This window comes from Serratia sp. YC16, assembly GCF_009707615.1.
Taxonomy (GTDB): domain Bacteria; phylum Pseudomonadota; class Gammaproteobacteria; order Enterobacterales; family Enterobacteriaceae; genus Serratia; species Serratia surfactantfaciens.
The window spans coordinates 15,282-36,210 of the sequence record NZ_WLYN01000012.1 but is presented as its reverse complement, the minus strand read 5'-3'; the positions used below and the strand labels follow the sequence as shown (position 1 = coordinate 36,210).

The window sequence follows — 20,929 nt, the reverse complement described above, 5'->3', positions numbered from 1 at the left end:
TCTGTGACGTCGGTTAGTTTGCCAACCAAAGTTGCAAATGCTCGGCCACCGGGCCCAGCGCCAGCGCCGGCACGAAGGTCAGCGCCCCCACCAGCAGCACGGTGCCGATCAGCAGGCCGATAAACAGCGGCCCATAGGTCGGCAGGGTGCCGTTGCCCGCCGGCTGACGTTGCTTGGCGCTCAGTGAACCGGCGATCGCCAGCACCGGCAGGATCACCCCGAAGCGGCCGACGAACATGGCGAAGGCCAGCAGCAGGTTGTAGAACGGCGTATTGACGCTCAACCCGGCGAAGGCGCTGCCGTTGTTGTTGGCGGCGGAAGACAGGGCGTACAGCACTTCGCTGAAGCCGTGAGCGCCCGGGTTGAGGATGCCGGCGCGGCCCGCGTCGGTGCCGATGGCCAGCGCACTGCCCAGCAATACCAGCGTCGGCGTGACCAGGATCGCCAACGCGGTCATCTTCATGTCATAGACGTCGATTTTCTTGCCCAGGTATTCCGGGGTGCGGCCGATCATCAGACCGGCGATAAACACCGTCAGCATCACGAACAGCAGCATGCCGTACAGACCGGAGCCGACGCCGCCGAACACCACTTCACCGATCTGCATCAGCCACATCGGCACCATGCCGCCCAGCGCGGTGAAGGAGTCGTGCATGGCGTTGACCGCCCCGCAGGACGCGGCGGTGGTCACCACCGAGAACAGGCTGGTGGCGAGAATGCCGAAGCGCGACTCTTTGCCTTCCATATTGATGTTGCTGTCGGCGCCCAGCGCGCTCAGGTGCGGGTTGCCCGCCAGCTCGGCATACATCACCACCACCACCGCCACCACGAAGATCAGCGCCATCGCCCAGATCAGCGCATGGCCCTGGCGGTTTTCACCGGCCAGCTGGCCGAAGGAGAAGCACAGCGCGCAGGGGATCAGGAAGATGGCCAGCATCTGCACGAAGTTGGTCAACACGGTTGGGTTTTCGAACGGATGCGCCGAGTTGGCGCCGAAGAAGCCGCCGCCGTTGGTACCGAGCATCTTGATCGCTTCCTGCGAGGCCACCGGCCCCATCGGCAGCGTCTGCTGCGCGCCTTCCAGCGTGGTGACGTGCAGGTAAGGCAGGAAGTTTTGCAGCGTGCCCTGGCTGACGAAGAACAGGGCGATCAGCAGCGCGATCGGCAGCAGCACGTACAGCGTGATGCGGAACAGATCGGCCCAGGCGTTGCCGACGGTCTTGCCGGCGCGGCGGGTAAAGGCGCGGATCAGCGCAAAGGCCACGGCGATGCCGGTGGTGGCGGAGACGAAGTTCTGCACCGCCAGCCCGGCCATTTGGCTGAAATAGCTGAGGGCGCTTTCGCCGCTGTAGGCCTGCCAGTTGGTGTTGGTGACGAAGCTGACGGCGGTGTTGAGCGCCAGATCCCAGGAGAGGCCCGGGAAGCCTTGCGGGTTGAGCGGCAGCGAGCCCTGCGTCATCAGCAAGGCGAACAGCAGCGCCAGGCCGAGCAGGTTGAACGCCAGGATCGCCAGCGCGTACTGCCACCAGTTCATCTCGGTGGCGCGAATGCCGCAGGCACGCCAGACGCCGGCTTCCACCCCGCGTAGCGCAGGCAGCGGCTCACCTTCGATCAGGCGCGCCATAAAGCCGCCCAGCGGCCGGGCCAGCAGCAGAAGCACCAGCAGGAAGCTGGCGATCAGTAAAAAGGCTGAAGCCGCCATCAGAAATCCTCCGCGTTAAACAGGGCGTAGACCAGATAGGCCAACAGCAGCAGAACCAACAGCGCACCACCAATAACGCTGAAACTCACGGGACACCTCCAGAGGTGTTGTTTTTGATAGAGGCAGTGTAGGGAGAGGGGTAGAAAGAAGATGAAAAAATCGCGCGGGCGGGTGTAAAAAAAGTATAAAAATGGCTGAAATTTCAGCGGAAATTGGGCGTTTCAGGCATCAGGCTCGCGGCGAGATTGCGCCTGATACCTGAATGAGAACGGGCAGAGGTGGGAAATAACGAACCAGGAAATAACCACAATGTAACCCATGTTTAGTTAAAAATTAACTTGGCTGTAACAAAATTACGGATCACTGAGGTGATTAGCGATTTTTTGTGCGATTTAGTGGTCGGATGAGTAGTAAACTTTCATCAAGTGCGCTAAAATTTTGTCCAGTTACCAAATTACCGATTGTTCATTTGATACGCCGACGCCGTTTTCCCTGACAAATCAACGGCAGGCGTTTTTAAGGAGGTTCGCATGTCTACTACCTATCACGCTTATTCACTGCATCGGATTCTCCTGCGCCGCAGCGCAGTGGTCATCGCGGGCATTTTGGCCCTGCCGGTGATGCTGTTCCGCAGCGATCGCGGGCGTTTTTACAGCTACCTGCACCGCGTCTGGTCAAAAACCAGCGACAAGCCGGTCTGGCTGCAGCAGGCGGAATTGGCGTCCTGCGATTTCTACTGAGTCACTGCCGATTCACGAAAAACCCTCGCCCTGCGGCGGGGGTTTTTTTATGCCTCTGGCCGCCCCTACCCAACGTAAGGTCGTATTCGGCAAGCCGTTCTTCTACACTTTCCTCATCGGCCAACAACACGGGAGAGCGGTATGAGCGACAAGATCCCTATCGGCATCAGCGCCTGTTTACTGGGCGAGACGGTGCGTTTCGACGGTGGCCACAAGCGGCTGGCCTTTGCGGTGGAACAGTTGGCGCCCTATGTGCGCTTTGAGCCTGTTTGCCCGGAAATGGCGATCGGCCTGCCGACGCCGCGCCCGGCGCTGCGCCTGGTGAAGCAGACGCAGCCCTGGCCGGCGATGCGTTACAGCAATGACGCGAGCGTGGATCTGACCGAGGAGATGCGCCGCTTCTCCGCACAGTGCGTGGCGGCGCTGCAGCATCTGTGCGGCTATATCGTCTGCGCCAAGTCGCCGAGCTGCGGCCTGGAGCGAGTGCGGGTCTACAGCGAAAACGGCAAGGACTCGCGTAAAAACGGCGTCGGGCTGTTTACCGCTGAACTGCTGCGTCAGATGCCGTGGCTGCCGGTGGAAGAAGACGGACGATTGCAGGATGCGGCACTGCGGGAAAACTTCATTGAACGGGTGTACGCGCTGTACGAGCTGAATATGCTGTGGCGTCAGGGGCTGACCCGCGGCGGGCTGATCGCGTTTCACAGCCGCTACAAGCTTTCACTGCTGGCGCATTCGCAGCCGGCGTATCGCGAGCTGGGGCGCTTCGTCGCCGATATTCACCGCTGGGACTCGTTGGAAGCCTTCGCTGTGGAATACCGCAGCCGCCTGATGGCGCTGTTGGCGCACAAGGCGACGCGCCGCAACCACACCAACGTGTTGATGCACGTGCAGGGCTATTTCCGCCGTCAGCTCAGCGCGGCGCAACGCCAGGAGCTGGCGCACCTGATCGACCGTTATCGGCAGGGCATGCAGCCGCTGTTGGCGCCGATCGCGCTGCTTAAACATTACATGGCGGAATACCCCGACCGCTATCTGGCGGAACAACGCTATTTCGAACCTTACCCGGAGGCGCTGCGTTTGCGTTACGGCCATTGATTGACAAGGAGTTTTATGACCACTCATCTGGTCTGGTTGCGTAACGATCTGCGTATCACCGACAACAAAGCGCTGCACGCTGCCTGCAGCGATCCCGAAGCCCGAGTGTTGGCGGTGTTTATCGCCACCCCGCAGCAGTGGCGGCAACATGAGATGGCGCCGCGGCAGGCGGCGCTGATCCATGCCAGCCTGCGGGCGGTGCAGCAGGCGCTGGCGCAAAAAGGCATTGCGTTGCATTGCCATGCCGGCACGGATTTTGCCGCTTCGATCGACTGGCTGGCGGACTATTGCCGGCGGGAGCAGGTGGATGCGCTGTTTTACAATCGCCAGTACGAACTGAATGAACGGCGACGCGATGCGCGGCTGGAGCAGCAGTTGAATGGGCGGGTAAGGTGCCACGGTTTTGATGACAGCCTGCTGTTGCCGCCGGGCAGCGTGCAAACCGGCGGCGGGGAGATGTACAAGGTCTATACGCCGTTTCGCAACGCCTTCATTCATCGCCTGACCGAGTCCGATCTCAACTGCTTGCCGGCACCGAAAACCCGTGCCGGTGGCGCGTTGCCTGTGCCTGAGGCGCCAGCGGCGTTCGATTACCCTACGGCAGACATCGGGGATGGCTATCCCGCCGGCGAGGAGACCGCGCTGCAGCGGCTGCGCGCCTTTTGCCGCGAGCAGGTGCAGGATTACCTTCGCCAGCGCGATCTGCCGGCCCTCGCCGGTACCAGCAGCCTGTCGCCCTATCTGGCGATCGGCGCGCTGTCGCCGCGCCAGTGCTTCAACCGCCTGCGTGCCGAATGCCCGCAGTTGCTGGAAGATCGCGAGAGCGGTGCCTTCGCCTGGCTCAACGAGCTGATTTGGCGCGAGTTCTACCGCCATCTGCTGGTGGCCTATCCCGAGCTGTGCCGCCATCGGCCGTTTATCGCCTGGACGGACAAGGTGCGCTGGTGCGATGACGCGGAGAAACTGCAGGCCTGGCAGCGGGGCGAGACCGGTTACCCGATCGTCGATGCCGCCATGCGCCAGCTGAACGCCACCGGCTGGATGCACAACCGGCTGCGCATGATCAGCGCCAGTTTCCTGGTGAAGGACCTGCTGATCGACTGGCGGGCCGGTGAGCGTTATTTCATGTCGCAATTGCTGGACGGCGATCTGGCGGCCAACAACGGCGGCTGGCAGTGGGCGGCTTCCACCGGCACCGACGCCGCGCCGTATTTCCGCATCTTCAACCCGACAACGCAGGGTGAACGTTTTGATCCACAAGGCACTTTTATCCGTAAATGGTTGCCGGAACTGGCGGATGTGCCCGACAATGACATCCATCATCCTCACCGTTGGGCGGAAAAACAGCCATGCGTGCTGAATTACCCGCTGCCGATCGTCGATCATAAGCAAGCCCGTCTGGAGACGCTGGCGGCGTTCGAGGCGGCGAAACGGGGAGAGTCTTGAGGCAACTGCAAGGAGCGACGCAATGATGAAAAAGGTGTTGGCCCTGTGCCTGAGCGGCTATTCCGCGCTGGCGATCGCCGGCTTTGACGTGGTGGCGCTGGGCGTCGATGGCGGCGTCAGCGACGGCAACCTGACTTCCTACCTGATCCGCAGCGACAATCAGCCGCAGTATGTGGCGCTGGACGCCGGTTCGCTGCTGCCGGGCATCGCCAAAGGACTGGAGAAGGGCAGCTTCCCGCAGGTGTCGCCCGAGCTGGCCGCGCCTTATACGCCGCAGGGCTATGTGTTCCGGCAGTTGATCGGCAGCTACTTTATCAGCCACGGCCATCTGGACCACGTGGCGGGGCTGATCGTCGGCTCGCCGGAAGACAATAAAAAAACCGTTTACGCCCAGGCGGACACCGTGCTGACCTTGCGTAATCACTACTTTAACTGGAAGGCCTGGCCGAACTTTACCGACGCCGGCAACGGTGCGCGGCTGGGCACCTACCGGCTGCAAACGGTGCGGCCGCAGCAGCGGTTTACCCTCGGCCTGACCGGGTTGACCGGCGTGATGTACCCGCTCAGCCACGATCGCTACCCGTCGTCGATGCTGCTGATTTCCAACGGCAAGGAGTTCTTCGCCTATTTCGGCGATACCGGGCCGGATAAGGTGGAGCAGTCGCGCGATCTCGATACCGTCTGGCGCACGCTGGGGCCGCTTGTCGAGCAGAAAAAGCTCAAAGGCATGATTATCGAAACCTCTTATCCCAACGGGGTGGAGGACAAACATCTGTACGGCCATTTGACGCCGGCCTGGCTGCTGAAGGAGCTGAAAAACCTGACGCAGTACAGCGGCGGCGAAGGCTCGCTGAACGGTCTGCCGGTGGTCATCAGCCACATCAAGCCCAGCCTGAAGCAGGGCGAAGACGCGCGCGCCGCCATTGCGCAGCAGCTGGCGCAGGGCAACGATCTGGGGGTGAAATTCATCCTGATGGCGCAGGGCGACCGACAGACATTTTGACTATGAAGAGAGAAGAGAATGCGTAACCTCGATCTGGAACAACTGATCAACACGGAACTGAACGCTGCGGCGTTTCAGGACTACGCCCCCAACGGTTTGCAGGTAGAGGGGCGTGCGCATGTACAGCGTATCGTGACCGGCGTCACCGCCTGTCAGGCGCTGCTGGACGCCGCGGTGGCGCATCAGGCCGACGCGATTATCGTACACCACGGCTATTTCTGGAAAAACGAGGCGCCGGCGGTACGCGGCATGAAACGCAATCGCCTGAAAACGTTGCTGACCCACGACATCAACCTGTACGGCTATCATTTGCCGCTGGACGCGCATCCGGTGCTGGGCAACAACGCGCAGCTGGCGCAGGCGTTGGGCATTCGGGTGATTGGCGAAGTCGAGCCGCTGGTGCCGCACGGCGAATTTGAACAGCCGCTGACCGGCGAAGCGCTGCAGCAACGTATCGAAAGCCGGCTGGGGCGCGCGGTGTTGCACTGCGGCGATAACGCGCCTGAGCACATTCGCCGGGTGGCCTGGTGCACCGGCGGCGGCCAGGGCTTTATCGACAGCGCGGCGCGCTTTGGCGTCGATGCTTTTATCAGCGGTGAAGTCTCTGAGCAGACCATCCACAGCGCGCGCGAAATGGGCGTTCACTTCTTCGCCGCCGGTCACCACGCCACCGAGCGCGGCGGCGTGAAAGCGTTGGGAGAGTGGCTGGCTCAGCACCACGGCTTTGATGTGACCTTTATCGATATCCCGAATCCCGCCTGATTTCTTCTTCCCCGGATCCAGCCCGGCCTGTGCGCCGGCTGAATCCTTTTACTGCGCTATTTCCTTATTTTCCCTATGGTTGCGTTCTATTGACAGCCGGGGCCGCGTCACGCATAACTGGTGTGTTTTTCATCGCGATAATAATAAGGAGAATAAGGGTGCAACAAGCACGATGTTACCTGTTGGGTGAAAGAGCGGTGGTGCTTGAACTGTCGCCGCCGGTGACGCTGCCCAGTCAGCGGCGCATTTGGGCGCTGGCGGAAAAGCTGAATCACCATCCCGACGTGCGGGAAGTGGTGCCGGGGATGAATAACCTGACGCTGTTGCTGCATACGCCGCAGGCCGACGCCGAAGCGATGCTGGCATTGCTGCAGCAGGGGTGGGAGAGCAAAGAGAGCCTGACGCCGGAGTCGCGTCAGGTGGATATTCCGGTTATCTACGGCGGGGAACAGGGCCCCGACCTGGATGAGGTGGCGCGTCATACCGGCATGACGCCGCAACAGGTGGTGGAATGCCACGCGGCGGCGGCCTATGTGGTCTATTTCCTCGGCTTTCAGCCGGGCTTCTCCTATTTGGGCGGCATGCCGGAACAGTTGGCGACGCCGCGCCGTGCTGAACCGCGTCTGGCGGTGGCGGCCGGCTCCGTCGGCATCGGCGGTGGCCAGACCGGCATCTATCCGCTGGTGACGCCCGGTGGCTGGCAGCTGATTGGCCGCACGCCGCTGGCGCTGTTCAATCCGCATGAAATGCCGCCGACGTTGCTGCGCCCGGGCGATAACGTACGCTTCGTGCCACAGAAGGAGGGCGTATGCTGATTATTCTGCGTGCCGGCATCTATACCACGGTGCAGGATTTGGGCCGCGAGGGATTCCGCCGTCTGGGCATCAGCACCGGCGGAGCGCTGGATCAACCGGCGCTGAAGATAGCCAACCTGCTGGTGGGCAATACGCCGGAGGCTGCCGGGCTGGAGATCACCCTCGGCCAGTTCAGCGCCGAGTTTACCCGCTCTGGCTGGATCGCCCTGACCGGCGCCGGCTGCGACGCGCAGCTGGACGGCAAACCGCTGTGGACCGGCTGGCGCTATCCGGTGAGAAAGGGGCAGCGGCTGGCGCTGGGCACGCCGAAACGCGGCATGCGCAGCTACCTGGCGATCTCCGGCGGCATCGCCGTGCCGGAAATGCTGGGCTCGCGCAGCACCGATATGAAAGCCGCCTTTGGCGGATGCGAGGGGCGTAATCTGAAGGACGGCGACCGGTTGCCGCTCGGCAAATCTGCCGCTCAACCGCAGCATTCCTGCGGCGTGAAGCAACTGCTGTTCACCAACCGCATCCGCACGTTGCCGGGGCCGGAGTACGCCGAATTCAGCGAAGAGGCACAGGAGACGTTCTGGCGTGCCGCCTGGCAGCTCAGCCCGCAGAGCAACCGCATGGGTTACCGTCTGCACGGCGGCACGCCGCTGGAGCGCACCACCGACCGCGAGATGCTGTCGCACGGCCTGTTGCCCGGCGTGGTGCAGGTGCCGCACAACGGCCAGCCGATCGTGCTGATGGCCGATGCGCAAACCACCGGCGGTTACCCGCGTATTGCCTGCGTGATCGAAGCCGATCTCTACCATTTGGCGCAGATCCGACTCGGCGAACCGATCCACTTCGTTCTCTGCTCACTGGCGGAGGCGCAGCGCGCCAAGGCCGAGCAAGATCTCTTCCTTCGACAGATTGCCTGGGGGCTACATGATCGTTGATTTGAACGCCGATCTCGGCGAAGGCTGCGCCAACGACCAGGCGCTGCTGCAATTGGTGAGCTCGGCCAACATCGCCTGCGGCTTCCACGCCGGCGATGCGCAGACCATGCGTCAGTCGGTGCGCTGGGCATTGGAGTACGGCGTGGCGATCGGCGCCCACCCGAGTTTTCCCGATCGGGAGAACTTCGGCCGCACCCGCATGCAGCTGCCGCCGGAAACGGTGTACTCGCAGGTGGTGTATCAGCTCGGGGCGCTGGCGGCTATCGCCCGCGCCGAGGGCGGAGTGATGGTGCACGTCAAGCCGCACGGCATGCTGTACAACCAGGCGGCGGTTGAGCCGGCGCTGGCGGAAGCGATCGCCCGGGCGGTGCAGGCGGTCGATCCGGCGCTGCGGCTGGTGGGGCTGGCCGGCAGCGAGCTGATCCGCGCCGGGGAAAAGCTCGGTCTGACCACCCGGCAGGAGGTGTTCGCCGATCGCGGCTACCAGGCCGATGGCACACTGGTGCCGCGCGGCTTGCCGGGGGCGCTTATCGAGGACGACGAGCAGGCGCTGGCGCAAACGCTGGAGATGGTGCGCCATCACCGGGTGCGCAGCGTGGATGGCGTCTGGACCGCGGTTCAGGCGGAAACCGTCTGCCTGCATGGGGATGGCGAGCATGCGCTGGCGTATGCGCGCAGGCTGCGGGACAGTTTTGTTCAGCAGGGGATCCGCGTCAGCGCGGAGCAGTAAAGCAAGACACAACATCACAAGCAAAAAACTATTAGAAAATATCGAGGGAAGACTATGGAACAGGCCGTGAATCTCTGGCCACTGATCGGCATCGCCGCTATCGTGGTCGGGTTTGTATTGCGTTTCAACCCGGTGCTGGTGGTCATCGCCGCCGGCATCATCACCGGTCTGGCGGCGCTGATGCCGCTGGACGTCATTCTGGAAAAGCTCGGCGAAGGCTTTCTCAACACCCGTAACCTGCCGCTGATCCTGCTGCTGCCGCTGGCGGTGATCGGCCTGCTGGAGCGCCACGGGTTGAAAGAGCGGGCGCAGGCGTGGATCGCCAAGATCAAAAGCGCCACCGCCGGCCGGCTGCTGATCGTGTACCTGTTCGTGCGCGAGATTACTGCGGCGATGGGCTTGACCAGCCTGGGCGGGCACCCGCAGATGGTGCGGCCACTGCTGGCGCCGATGGCGGAAGGGGCGACGGAAAACCGCTACGGCGAGCTGCCGGAGCGCACTCGCCACCGCCTGCGCGCCATGTCGGCCGCCACCGACAACGTCGGGCTGTTCTTCGGCGAAGATATCTTCGTGGCCTTCGGCGCGATCATCTTCATGCACAACTTTATGCTGGAGTCCGGCGGCATTCAGACCGAGCCATTGCATATCGCGCTGTGGGGCATTCCGACCGCCATTTTCGCTTTCCTGATCCACGCTTTCCGGCTGTATCGGATGGATAAACAGCTGAGCGCCGAGCTGGCGCAGCTGAATCAGGCGGCGCTGCAGGCGAAGGGGGAAGCACGATGAACTTCCAGCAACAATATCTCTACTGGCTGGCCGGCGCGGTGCTGCTGATTGTGGCGGTGATGTCCTTCCGCGATCGCGCCAACCCGCGCCGCATCACCACCGGGCTATTTTGGGGGCTGTACGGCCTGGTGTTCCTGGTCGGCGACTGGACTTACCGCCTGCTGGGCGATGTGCTCGGCGAAGGCAGCAACGAGAAACGCATGCTGCACATCATCGTTGGCGTGGTGGTGGTGGTGATGGCCCTGATCGCCGGCTTCGGCGGCGTGCGCCTCGGCAGCTATCATCAGCGAACGCCGCAGGAGCGCGAGGCCAGCGCCAAGCGGTTGGGCAACAGGCTGTTTATCCCCGCCCTGGCGATCCCGGTGGTGACGGTGATCGGCGTGCTGCTGTTCAACAACATTCCGGCGTTGCAAAGCGCAGTGTTCGGCAGCGGTAACCACGCGACGCTGATCACGCTGTTCTCGATGACCGTCGGCTGCCTGATTGGCCTGGCGATCGCGGTGAAAATGACCCATGAGAAGGCGTTGCAGCCGGTGCAGGAAGCGCGGCGCCTGCTGGATTCGATCGGCTGGGCGTTCATTCTGCCGCAGATCCTCGCCACGCTGGGCCTGCTGTTTACCGTCGCCGGCGTCGGCACCGCGATCTCGCATTTAACCCAGGAGTATCTGGCGGTGGATAACCGCTTTATCGCCGTGGCGGTCTACGCTATCGGTATGGCGGTGCTGACCATGGTGATGGGCAACGCCTTCGCCGCGTTCCCGATCGTCACCGCCGGCATCGGCATTCCGATCCTGGTGCTGCAACACGGCGGCAACCCGGCGGTGATGGCGGCGATCGGCATGTTCTCCGGCTATTGCGGCACCCTGATGACGCCGATGGCGGCGAACTTCAACATTGTGCCGGCGGCGCTGCTGGAGCTGCCGGACAAGAATGCGGTGATCAAGGCGCAGGTGCCGACCGGCGTGCTGCTGCTGTTGGTTAACGTGTTCCTGCTGTATTTCCTGATGTTCCTGTAGGAGTAAGGATGCAAAAAGTATTGATTACCGGCTTCGAGCCGTTTGGCGGTGAGCGCCTCAACCCTTCCTGGGAAGTGGTGAAGCAGCTCAACGATCTGGAACTGGTCGGTACGCGCATTGTGGCGCGCCAGCTGCCGTGCGTGTTCGGTGCGGCGCTGGAGGCGCTCAACGCGGCGATCGATGAGGTGCAGCCGCTGATGGTGTTGGCTGTCGGCCAGGCCGGCGGCCGCACCGATATCACGATTGAGCGGGTGGCGATCAACGTCGACGATGCGCGCATTCCCGACAATCAGGGGCAGCAGCCGGTGGACGAGCCGATCGTCGCCGGCGGCCCGGCGGCCTATTTCAGCACCTTGCCGATCAAGGCGATGGTCAGTTCGATGCGCGAGGCCGGCATTCCGGCCTCCGTTTCGCAGACCGCCGGCACCTACGTGTGCAACCATGTCATGTATGGCTTGTTGCACCGGCTGAGCGGCCAGCGCGAGGTGAAGGGTGGGTTTATTCATATCCCGTACCTGCCGGAACAGGCGGCGGCGCACCCCGGCGCGCCGAGCATGGCGGCCTCGACGGTGCTGTTTGCGCTGGAGCTGGCCGTTTCCATCGCTTTGCAGGTGGAGCACGATCTGAAAGTGGCGGGCGGTGCAACGCATTAAGCCTGATAATCCCCGGCGCATCGGGCTGCGCCGGGTCTATGTAAGGAGTGGTCTATGCCGGAAGGACCGGAGATTCGCCGGGCGGCGGACAAACTGGCGGCGGCGGTGATCGATCAGCCGCTGACCGCCGTCGATTTCGCTTTTCCTCAGCTGAAACATTATCGCCAGCGTTTGCTCGGCGAGCGCATCGTCGCCATCGAGCCGCGCGGCAAGGCGCTGTTGACCCACTTTTCCAACGGGCTGACGATGTACAGCCATAACCAGCTGTACGGCGTGTGGAAAGTGGCGGCGGCGGGGGAGACGCCGGACACCAAGCGCGATCTGCGGGTGCGGCTGGAAACCGCCCACCGCGCGATATTGCTCTACAGCGCTTCCGATATTACCGTCGGGCCGCGCGAGGAAATAGAGCAACACCCGTTTTTGCAACGCATCGGCCCCGATGTGTTGGACATGTCGCTGACGGTAGACGATGTGGTGGAGCGGTTGCTGACGCCGCGTTTTCGCCGCCGGCAGCTGAGCGGCATGCTGCTCGATCAGGCGTTTCTTGCCGGATTGGGCAACTATCTGCGCGCCGAAATCCTGTGGCAGGCCGAACTGGCGCCGCAGCACAAACCGCAGGATCTGACGCCAGAGGCGCTGTGGCGCCTGGCGGAGGCATTGCTGGCGGTGCCGCGCCTTTCCTACCAGACGCGCGGGCAGGCGGATGACAACCGTCATCACGGCGCGCTGTTTCGCTTCAAGGTGTTTCATCGCAGCGGCGAGTCGTGCGAACGCTGCGGTGGGATGATCGTGCGCACCGAGCTGTCGTCGCGGCCGTTCTATTGGTGCCCGGGCTGCCAGAAATAGCCAAAAAAAAACGCCGCCCGAAAGGGCGGCGCTGTACGTTTCAGCCGGGAAGGCGGCTTACTTGTTTTTCAGCTGGGATTTGAAATCACGCTCGGCATAGCCGGTGTACAGCTGACGCGGACGGGCAATTTTGATGCCTTCGTCGTGCATTTCGTTCCAGTGGGCGATCCAGCCGATGGTGCGCGCGATGGCGAAGATCACGGTGAACATGGAAGAAGGAATGCCCATCGCCTTCAGGATGATGCCGGAGTAGAAGTCGACGTTCGGGTACAGTTTCTTCTCGATGAAGTACGGGTCGTTCAGCGCGATGTGTTCCAGCTCCATCGCTACCTGCAGCAGGTTGTCGTCCTTCTTGTTCAGCTCTTTCAGCACTTCGTGACAGGTTTCGCGCATCACGGTGGCGCGCGGATCGTAATTCTTGTACACGCGGTGGCCGAAGCCCATCAGGCGGAAGGAGTCGTTCTTGTCCTTGGCGCGCTTGATGAACTCTGGAATGTGCTCGACGGTCTTGATCTCTTCCAGCATTTTCAGCGCCGCTTCGTTGGCGCCGCCGTGCGCCGGTCCCCACAGGGAGGCGATGCCGGCCGCGATGCAGGCGAACGGGTTGGCGCCGGAAGAGCCGGCGGTGCGCACGGTCGAGGTGGAGGCGTTCTGCTCATGGTCGGCGTGCAGGATCAGGATGCGATCCATGGCGCGCTCCAGCACCGGGTTCACCACGTACTCTTCGCACGGGGTGGCGAACATCATATGCAGGAAGTTGCCGGCATAGGACAGATCGTTGCGCGGATAAACGAACGGCTGGCCCAGGGAGTATTTGTAGCACATCGCCGCCACGGTCGGCATTTTGGACAGCAGACGGAACGCGGTGATTTCACGGTGACGCTCGTTGTTAACGTCCAGCGCATCGTGGTAGAACGCCGCCAGCGCGCCGGTCACGCCGCACAGCACCGCCATCGGGTGCGAGTCGCGACGGAAGCCACGGAACAGATGGGTGATCTGGTCGTGGATCATGGTGTGGCGGGTCACGGTGGTCTTGAAGGTTTCGAATTCTTCCGGCGTTGGGGTCTCGCCGTACAGCAGGATGTAGCACACTTCCAGGTAGGAAGATTCTTTCGCCAGCTGCTCGATAGGGAAGCCGCGGTGCAGCAGCACGCCTTTGTCGCCGTCGATGAAGGTAATCTTGGATTCGCAAGAAGCGGTGGAGGTAAAGCCGGGATCAAATGTGAAATAACCTTTGGAACCCAGAGCGCGGACATCGAGGACATCGGGGCCCAGTGTCGGTGTCAATACGCCCAGTTCGATCGGAGCTTCGCTGTCATTAATGGTTAGCGTCGCTTTCTTATCAGTCATTTACTGTCTCCTTAGCGCCTTATTTTAAAAACCACTAACAACTGAAATACCTTAAATCTCTGCAGGTTGCCCGCAAAAAAATGGTGCGGACGCTAACTCTGTGAGCGACTGCGCAACTGTGCGCGGGTAGGGTACAGAGTGCTGACCAGGCGAACGAGACGGGTGACCAGTTGTTAACGATTCATAGTAATTCGTTATAGTCTGTTAATCTTACCTATGAGCTGTTCGAAGAGATGTGAACCTATCCCAATAATCTGTTTTTATGTGCTTTATTTGCTTTTGACGCCGGCAAACTCGAGCGGGAAACAACGGCTATTGGGATAGGTTCGCCAAATACACTGTTGCATAACTCGAACCCGGGAGGAAGTGTATCTGCTGACCCATAGCGCATCATAGGACCGTTTGTGCCCCTATATGTAATGGAAATGTTGATCTCTTGTCAAATCAGATAATTAATTTTGCACTAATTGTGAAATCCGTGATCTGAATCACTGTTCGGGGGAAATGTTATCAAAGCGGTTGTATGAGAATTGTAATCAGAATGTGATCCTCCTATACTGCCGCCAGGTCTCCGGATTACCCTGAAGTAGGAGCACCCAGCGTTATAAATGCGCGCCGTTTGAGCACAGAGGATGTTGATGTTTGAGCGCGTGACGTGTAAGGGTTTTAGGCTCTTAACGCTGTCTGATCCCCGCCCAGGCCCGGAGGAAGGAAAATAATAAGAGCTGTGTGGGCAAATACGTGAAAAAACAACGACCTGTCAACTTGGATCTGCAAACGATCCGGTTCCCCGTAACTGCGATAGCGTCTATCTTACACCGAGTCTCTGGCGTAATTACCTTCGTTGCCGTGGGTATCCTCCTCTGGCTGCTGGGCCTGTCACTCTCTTCCCAAGAGGGGTTCCTGCAGGCGGCCGCCATCATGAATAGCTTCATCGTCAAATTCATATTCTGGGGCATCCTCACGGCGCTGGCCTATCACATTTGCGGTGGCATCCGTCACTTGTTAATGGATTTTGGCTATATCGAAGAGAGTTTGGCCGCCGGCACCCGTTCCGCCCAGGTGGCGATCGGTCTGACCGTCGTGCTGTCAGTTCTGGCTGGAGTCCTCGTATGGTAAACAACGTTTCTGCATTAGGGCGCAACGGCGTGCACGATTGGCTGCTGCTGCGCGCTTCCGCTATCATCATTACCCTGTACGTCCTGTATATCCTGGGCTTTTTCGTCACGGCTCCGGAACTCACTTATGACATCTGGCGCGGTTTCTTCGCCACTTCCATTACGAAAGTGTTCACTCTGCTGACCTTGCTGTCGATTCTGGTGCACGCCTGGATCGGGCTGTGGCAGGTGCTGACGGACTACGTCAAGCCGCTGGCGGTTCGCCTGGTGTTGCAGCTGGCTGTCGTGGTCGCGTTGCTGGTCTATTTACTGTACGGAACAATCGTAGTGTGGGGTGCTTAAATGAAACTGCCAGTCAGAGAGTTTGATGCCGTCGTAATCGGCGCCGGCGGTGCGGGCATGCGTGCCGCGCTGCAAATTTCCCAAGCGGGCTCGACCTGTGCCCTGCTGTCCAAAGTTTTCCCGACCCGTTCCCATACCGTGTCCGCACAGGGCGGCATCACCGTCGCGCTGGGCAACAGCCACGAGGACAACTGGGAATGGCATATGTACGACACGGTGAAAGGTTCCGACTATATCGGTGACCAGGACGCCATCGAATATATGTGTAAAACCGGCCCGGAAGCGATTCTGGAACTGGAACACATGGGGCTGCCGTTCTCTCGTCTGGACGACGGTCGCATCTATCAGCGTCCGTTCGGCGGCCAGTCGCTGAACTTCGGCGGCGAGCAGGCGGCGCGTACCGCAGCCGCAGCCGACCGTACCGGCCATGCGCTGCTGCACACCCTGTACCAACAGAACCTGAAAAACCACACCACCATCTTCTCCGAGTGGTATGCGCTTGATCTGGTGAAAAACCAGGACGGCGCGGTGGTCGGCACCACGGCTATCTGCATTGAAACCGGTGAAGTGGTTTACTTCAAAGCCAAGGCCACCGTGCTGGCGACCGGCGGCGCAGGCCGTATTTACCAGTCCACCACCAACGCCCACATCAACACCGGCGACGGTGTCGGCATGGCGCTGCGCGCCGGCGTGCCGGTACAGGACATGGAAATGTGGCAGTTCCACCCGACCGGCATCGCCGGCGCGGGCGTGCTGGTGACCGAGGGTTGCCGCGGCGAAGGCGGTTACCTGCTGAACAAACACGGCGAGCGCTTCATGGAGCGTTATGCGCCGAATGCCAAAGATCTGGCGGGCCGCGACGTGGTTGCCCGTTCGATCATGATCGAAATCCGCGAAGGCCGCGGCTGTGACGGTCCTTGGGGCCCGCACGCCAAGCTGAAGCTGGATCACCTGGGTAAAGAGGTGCTGGAATCCCGTCTGCCGGGCATTCTGGAACTGTCCCGCACCTTCGCGCACGTCGATCCGGTGAAAGAGCCGATCCCGGTTATCCCAACCTGTCACTATATGATGGGCGGCATTCCGACCAAGGTGACCGGCCAGGCGCTGACCGTGAACGAGAAAGGCGAAGACGTGGTGATCCCGGGGCTGTTCGCCGTGGGCGAAATCGCCTGCGTATCGGTGCACGGCGCCAACCGTCTGGGCGGCAACTCGCTGCTCGACCTGGTGGTGTTCGGCCGTTCCGCCGGTATGCACCTGCAGGAATCGCTGGAAGAGCAGGGCGTGAGCCGTGACGCCAGCGACTCCGACGTGGAAGCCTCGCTGGACCGTCTGAACCGTTGGAACAACACCCGTTCCGGCGAAGACCCGGTTGAAATTCGCAAAGCGCTGCAGTCTTGCATGCAGCACAACTTCTCGGTATTCCGCGAAGGCGATGCGATGGCCAAGGGCCTGGAAGAACTGAAAGTGATCCGTGAACGTCTGAAGAACGCACGCCTGGACGATACCTCCAGCGAGTTCAACACCCAGCGCATCGAGTGTCTGGAGTTGGATAACCTGATGGAGACTGCGTATTCCACCGCCGTGTCGGCCAATTTCCGTACCGAGAGCCGTGGCGCACACAGCCGCTTCGACTACCCGGAACGCGATGACGCCAACTGGCTGTGCCATTCGCTGTATCTGCCGCAATCGGAAAGCATGACGCGCCGCGAAGTGAACATGCAACCGAAGCTGCGCCCGGCATTCCCGCCGAAAGTGCGTTCTTACTAATTGCGGAGATCGACAGATGAAACTCGAATTTTCCATTTATCGCTACAATCCGGATGTCGACGACGCCCCGCACATGCAGGACTACACCCTGGAAGCGGAAGAAGGCCGTGACATGATGCTGCTGGATGCGTTGATCCAGCTGAAAGAAAAAGACCCGACCCTGTCGTTCCGTCGCTCATGCCGCGAAGGCGTGTGCGGTTCCGACGGCCTGAACATGAACGGTAAAAACGGCCTGGCGTGCATCACCCCGGTTTCGTCGCTGCGCAAAGGCAACGGCAAGATCGTGATCCGTCCGCTGCCGGGCCTGCCGGTGGTGCGCGATCTGGTGGTGGATATGGGCCAGTTCTATACCCAGTATGAAAAGATCAAGCCTTACCTGCTGAACGATGGCAAGAACCCGCCGGCGCGCGAGCACCTGCAGTCGCCGGAGCAGCGCGCCAAGCTGGACGGTCTGTACGAGTGCATTCTGTGCGCCTGCTGCTCGACCTCTTGCCCATCGTTCTGGTGGAACCCGGACAAGTTCATCGGCCCGGCCGGTCTGCTGGCGGCGTATCGCTTCCTGATCGACAGCCGTGACACGGAAACGCAAGAACGTTTAGATGATCTGGACGACGCTTTTAGTGTTTTCCGCTGCCATAGCATTATGAATTGTGTCAGTGTATGTCCTAAAGGCTTGAACCCGACGCGTGCTATCGGGCATATCAAGTCCATGCTGCTGCAACGCGGCGCATAAACGGAATGAGATGCTGCGCCGGGCTCTTTTCCGGCGCACGTCCCATAGGGGAGGGAACCTCTAAAAACTGACCCGCGGCTGCGGCGCTATGCAGCCTGGTTCTTCCGCCGGTTTTTAGAGGTTCCTTGTAAGGGACCGCAAGGTCCATAACAGAACGTATCGGGCCGTCATGGCCGCAAGTACGTCGAGTGAACCGTTTTACGGCAAACCGTATTCATCACGGTAATTATGTTAACCACGGCGAAAACTAAAGCTTCAAAGCTTAAGGGATCATGATGCAGAACGGCGCAATGAAGGCCTGGCTGGATTCCTCCTATCTGGCGGGCGCGAACCAGTCTTACATAGAGCAGCTCTATGAAGACTTCTTAACCGATCCGGGTTCCGTTGAAGATAGCTGGCGTTCCATTTTTCAACAGCTACCAACCGCGGGTGTCAAACCCGATCAGCTTCACTCTCAAACGCGCGATTACTTCCGCCGCCTGGCGAAAGACTCCGCGCGTTACAACACCACCATCACCGATCCGGAAACCGACGCCAAACAGGTCAAGGTACTGCAGCTGATCAACGCCTTCCGCTTCCGCGGGCATCAGCATGCCAACCTCGATCCGCTTGGCCTGTGGCAGCGCGAGCAAGTTCCTGACCTTGATCCCGCTTACCACAACCTGACCGAAGCCGATTTCCAGGAAACCTTCAACGTGGGCTCTTTCGCCATCGGCAAAGAAACCATGAAGCTGGGCGATCTGTACGCCGCGCTGAAGCAGACCTACTGCGGTTCGATAGGTGCGGAATACATGCACATCACCAACACCGAAGAGAAACGCTGGATCCAGCAGCGCATCGAATCGGTGGTGGGGCGCGCCAGCTTTACCGCCGACGAAAAACGCCGTTTCCTGAACGAGCTGACCGCGGCGGAAGGCCTGGAACGTTACCTGGGCGCCAAATTCCCCGGTGCCAAACGCTTCTCGCTGGAAGGCGGCGACGCGCTGGTGCCGATGCTCAAAGAGATGGTGCGCCACGCCGGTAAGAACGGCACGCGCGAAGTGGTGTTGGGCATGGCCCACCGCGGCCGTCTGAACGTGCTGATCAACGTGCTGGGCAAAAAGCCGGCCGATCTGTTCGACGAATTCGCCGGCAAGCATAAAGAACACCTCGGCACCGGTGACGTGAAATATCACCAGGGCTTCTCCTCCGACGTGGAAACCGAAGGCGGCATGGTTCACCTGGCGCTGGCGTTCAACCCGTCGCACCTGGAGATCGTCAGCCCGGTGGTCATGGGATCGGTACGCGCCCGTCGCGATCGTCTGGACGAAGCGCGCAGCAACATGGTGCTGCCGATCACCATCCACGGCGACGCCGCCATCACCGGCCAGGGCGTGGTTCAGGAAACCCTGAACATGTCTCAGGCTCGCGGCTACGAAGTGGGCGGCACCGTGCGCATCGTCATCAACAACCAGGTTGGTTTCACCACCTCCAACCCGCTGGATGCGCGCTCTACCGAATACTGCACCGACATCGCCAAAATGGTTCAGTCGCCGATCTTCCACGTTAACGCGGACGATCCGGAAGCCGTGGCCTTCGTCACCCGTCTGGCGTTGGATTTCCGTAACACCTTTAAGCGTGACGTGATGATCGATCTGGTCTGCTACCGTCGCCATGGGCACAACGAGGCCGACGAGCCGAGCGCCACCCAGCCGGTGATGTATCAGAAGATCAAGAAACACCCTACGCCGCGCAAAATCTACGCTGACGTTCTGACCGAGCAGAAAGTGGCCAGCCTGGAAGATGCCACGGAAATGGTCAACCTGTACCGCGACGCGCTCGACCGCGGCGATTGCGTGGTTGAAGAGTGGCGTCCGATGAACCTGCACTCCTTCACCTGGTCACCGTACCTGAACCATGAGTGGGACGAAGAGTACCCGAGCAAGGTTGAGATGAAGCGTCTGCAGGAACTGGGCCGCCGCATCAGCACCGTGCCGGAAGCGATCGAAATGCAGTCGCGCGTGGCGAAAATCTACGCTGACCGCGCCGAGATGGCCGCAGGCAACAAGCCGTTCGACTGGGGCGCCGCCGAAACGCTGGCCTACGCCACCATGGCGGATGAAGGCATTCCAATCCGCATCTCCGGCGAAGACGCCGGCCGCGGCACCTTCTTCCACCGTCACGCAGTGGTGCACAACCAGAAAAACGGTTCGGTCTACGTTCCGTTGGCGAACATCCACAGCGGCCAGGGAGAATTCAAAGTCTGGGACTCCGTGCTGTCTGAAGAAGCGGTGCTGGCGTTCGAATACGGCTACGCGACGGCAGAACCGCGCACGCTGACCATCTGGGAAGCGCAGTTCGGCGACTTCGCCAACGGCGCACAGGTCGTTATCGACCAGTTCATCAGCTCCGGCGAGCAAAAATGGGGCCGTATGTGCGGCCTGGTGATGCTGCTGCCGCACGGCTATGAAGGTCAGGGCCCTGAGCACTCTTCCGCGCGTCTGGAACGCTATCTGCAGCTGTGCGCAGAGCAGAACATGCAGGTGTGCGTCCCGTCCACGCCGGCGCAGGTTTACCATATGCTGCGTCGCCAGGCGCTGCGCGGTATGCGTCGTCCGTTGGTGGTGATGTCGCCGAAGTCGCTGCTGCGTCACCCGCTGGCGATTTCTTCGCTGGACGAGCTGGCCAACGGCACCTTCCTGCCGGCGATCGGCGAGATCGACGACTTGGATCCGAAAGCGGTCAAGCGCGTCGTGCTGTGCTCCGGCAAGGTCTACTACGACCTGCTGGAACAGCGTCGCAAGAACGAGCAGAAAGACGTGGCCATCGTGCGCATCGAGCAGCTGTATCCGTTCCCGCATCAGGCCGTTCAGGCCGTGCTGGAGCAATACTCGCACGTGCATGATTTCGTCTGGTGTCAGGAAGAGCCGCTGAACCAGGGCGCCTGGTACTGCAGCCAACACAACTTCCGTGAAGTGGTGCCGTTCGGGGCTTCTTTACGTTACGCAGGACGTCCGGCCTCCGCTTCTCCGGCGGTGGGCTATATGTCCGTACACCAGAAGCAGCAGCAGGCTCTGGTGAACGACGCGCTGAATATTGACTAATGTTCGCTCGCTT

Annotated in this window: 20 protein-coding genes; 17 read left to right on the top strand and 3 right to left on the bottom strand. The window is 60.9% G+C overall.

Annotated elements, in window-relative coordinates:
- Positions 1–13: 13 nt before the first annotated feature.
- Both kdpA and GKN89_RS24545 read right to left on the bottom strand, forming a co-directional pair.
- Positions 14–1,702 (bottom strand): potassium-transporting ATPase subunit KdpA, encoded by a 1,689-nt coding sequence (gene kdpA, locus GKN89_RS21540; protein WP_154747743.1) that lies wholly within the window; start codon positions 1,700–1,702, stop codon positions 14–16.
- Positions 1,702–1,791, bottom strand: a complete 90-nt coding sequence (locus GKN89_RS24545) for a K(+)-transporting ATPase subunit F (protein ID WP_016928742.1) — start codon at positions 1,789–1,791, stop codon at positions 1,702–1,704. Before GKN89_RS24545 ends, kdpA begins: the two co-directional genes overlap by 1 nt.
- Positions 1,792–2,232: 441 nt before the next feature.
- Here GKN89_RS24545 and GKN89_RS21530 point away from each other — a divergent pair, with 441 nt between their 5' ends.
- The 12 genes from GKN89_RS21530 (at position 2,233) to nei (ending at position 12,523) form a co-directional block, all read left to right on the top strand.
- Complete coding sequence (locus GKN89_RS21530) at positions 2,233–2,442, top strand: YbfA family protein (protein ID WP_004939916.1); 210 nt, start codon at positions 2,233–2,235, stop codon at positions 2,440–2,442.
- A 141-nt stretch (positions 2,443–2,583) separates the two neighbouring features.
- Entirely contained in the window at positions 2,584–3,540 is a 957-nt protein-coding gene (locus GKN89_RS21525; protein WP_154747741.1) for a DUF523 and DUF1722 domain-containing protein, read from the top strand.
- 15 nt (positions 3,541–3,555) lie between these two features.
- Entirely contained in the window at positions 3,556–4,986 is a 1,431-nt protein-coding gene (gene phrB / locus GKN89_RS21520; protein WP_154747740.1) for a deoxyribodipyrimidine photo-lyase, read from the top strand.
- A 22-nt stretch (positions 4,987–5,008) separates the two neighbouring features.
- The gene (locus GKN89_RS21515; RefSeq protein ID WP_154747739.1) at positions 5,009–5,989 is read left to right on the top strand and encodes an MBL fold metallo-hydrolase; all 981 of its coding nucleotides are present in this window, start codon (positions 5,009–5,011) and stop codon (positions 5,987–5,989) included.
- An 18-nt stretch (positions 5,990–6,007) separates the two neighbouring features.
- Positions 6,008–6,751: a type 2 GTP cyclohydrolase I gene (locus tag GKN89_RS21510; RefSeq protein WP_019454043.1), complete on the top strand. Its 744-nt coding sequence runs from the start codon at positions 6,008–6,010 to the stop codon at positions 6,749–6,751.
- Positions 6,752–6,909: 158 nt separating this feature from the next.
- Positions 6,910–7,566 (top strand): 5-oxoprolinase subunit PxpB, encoded by a 657-nt coding sequence (pxpB, locus tag GKN89_RS21505; protein ID WP_025160036.1) that lies wholly within the window; start codon positions 6,910–6,912, stop codon positions 7,564–7,566.
- Positions 7,560–8,492 (top strand): 5-oxoprolinase subunit PxpC, encoded by a 933-nt coding sequence (gene pxpC, locus GKN89_RS21500; protein ID WP_154747738.1) that lies wholly within the window; start codon positions 7,560–7,562, stop codon positions 8,490–8,492. The genes pxpB and pxpC overlap by 7 nt, the downstream gene beginning before the upstream one ends.
- Positions 8,482–9,222 (top strand): 5-oxoprolinase subunit PxpA, encoded by a 741-nt coding sequence (gene pxpA, locus GKN89_RS21495; protein ID WP_063918907.1) that lies wholly within the window; start codon positions 8,482–8,484, stop codon positions 9,220–9,222. Before pxpC ends, pxpA begins: the two co-directional genes overlap by 11 nt.
- 54 nt (positions 9,223–9,276) lie before the next feature.
- Positions 9,277–10,008, top strand: coding sequence for a DUF969 domain-containing protein (locus GKN89_RS21490; protein ID WP_016928734.1), 732 nt, complete (start codon positions 9,277–9,279; stop codon positions 10,006–10,008).
- On the top strand, positions 10,005–11,024 hold the full coding sequence (locus GKN89_RS21485) for a DUF979 domain-containing protein (protein WP_019454039.1): 1,020 nt from the start codon (positions 10,005–10,007) through the stop codon (positions 11,022–11,024). Before GKN89_RS21490 ends, GKN89_RS21485 begins: the two co-directional genes overlap by 4 nt.
- A gap of 8 nt (positions 11,025–11,032) precedes the next feature.
- The gene (pcp, locus tag GKN89_RS21480) at positions 11,033–11,677 is read left to right on the top strand and encodes a pyroglutamyl-peptidase I (RefSeq protein WP_019454038.1); all 645 of its coding nucleotides are present in this window, start codon (positions 11,033–11,035) and stop codon (positions 11,675–11,677) included.
- Positions 11,678–11,731: 54 nt separating this feature from the next.
- Positions 11,732–12,523: an endonuclease VIII gene (nei, locus tag GKN89_RS21475; RefSeq protein ID WP_154747737.1), complete on the top strand. Its 792-nt coding sequence runs from the start codon at positions 11,732–11,734 to the stop codon at positions 12,521–12,523.
- 57 nt (positions 12,524–12,580) lie between these two features.
- Here the strand turns inward: nei and GKN89_RS21470 are convergent, their stop codons facing one another.
- Positions 12,581–13,873, bottom strand: a complete 1,293-nt coding sequence (locus GKN89_RS21470; RefSeq protein WP_016928730.1) for a citrate synthase — start codon at positions 13,871–13,873, stop codon at positions 12,581–12,583.
- Between the two features lie 729 nt (positions 13,874–14,602).
- On the opposite strand from GKN89_RS21470, the gene sdhC reads away from it, so the two are divergent.
- The 5 genes from sdhC (at position 14,603) to sucA (ending at position 20,916) form a co-directional block, all read left to right on the top strand.
- Positions 14,603–14,992 carry a succinate dehydrogenase cytochrome b556 subunit gene (gene sdhC, locus GKN89_RS21465; RefSeq protein WP_004939893.1) on the top strand — a complete coding sequence of 130 codons (390 nt, stop codon included), beginning with the start codon at positions 14,603–14,605 and terminating at the stop codon, positions 14,990–14,992.
- Entirely contained in the window at positions 14,986–15,333 is a 348-nt protein-coding gene (gene sdhD, locus GKN89_RS21460) for a succinate dehydrogenase membrane anchor subunit (RefSeq protein WP_004939891.1), read from the top strand. Before sdhC ends, sdhD begins: the two co-directional genes overlap by 7 nt.
- Complete coding sequence (gene sdhA / locus GKN89_RS21455; protein WP_015376974.1) at positions 15,334–17,100, top strand: succinate dehydrogenase flavoprotein subunit; 1,767 nt, start codon at positions 15,334–15,336, stop codon at positions 17,098–17,100.
- A 16-nt stretch (positions 17,101–17,116) separates the two neighbouring features.
- Entirely contained in the window at positions 17,117–17,833 is a 717-nt protein-coding gene (locus GKN89_RS21450; protein ID WP_015376975.1) for a succinate dehydrogenase iron-sulfur subunit, read from the top strand.
- Positions 17,834–18,108: 275 nt separating this feature from the next.
- Positions 18,109–20,916, top strand: a complete 2,808-nt coding sequence (gene sucA / locus GKN89_RS21445; protein WP_004939884.1) for a 2-oxoglutarate dehydrogenase E1 component — start codon at positions 18,109–18,111, stop codon at positions 20,914–20,916.
- Positions 20,917–20,929 lie beyond the last annotated feature (13 nt).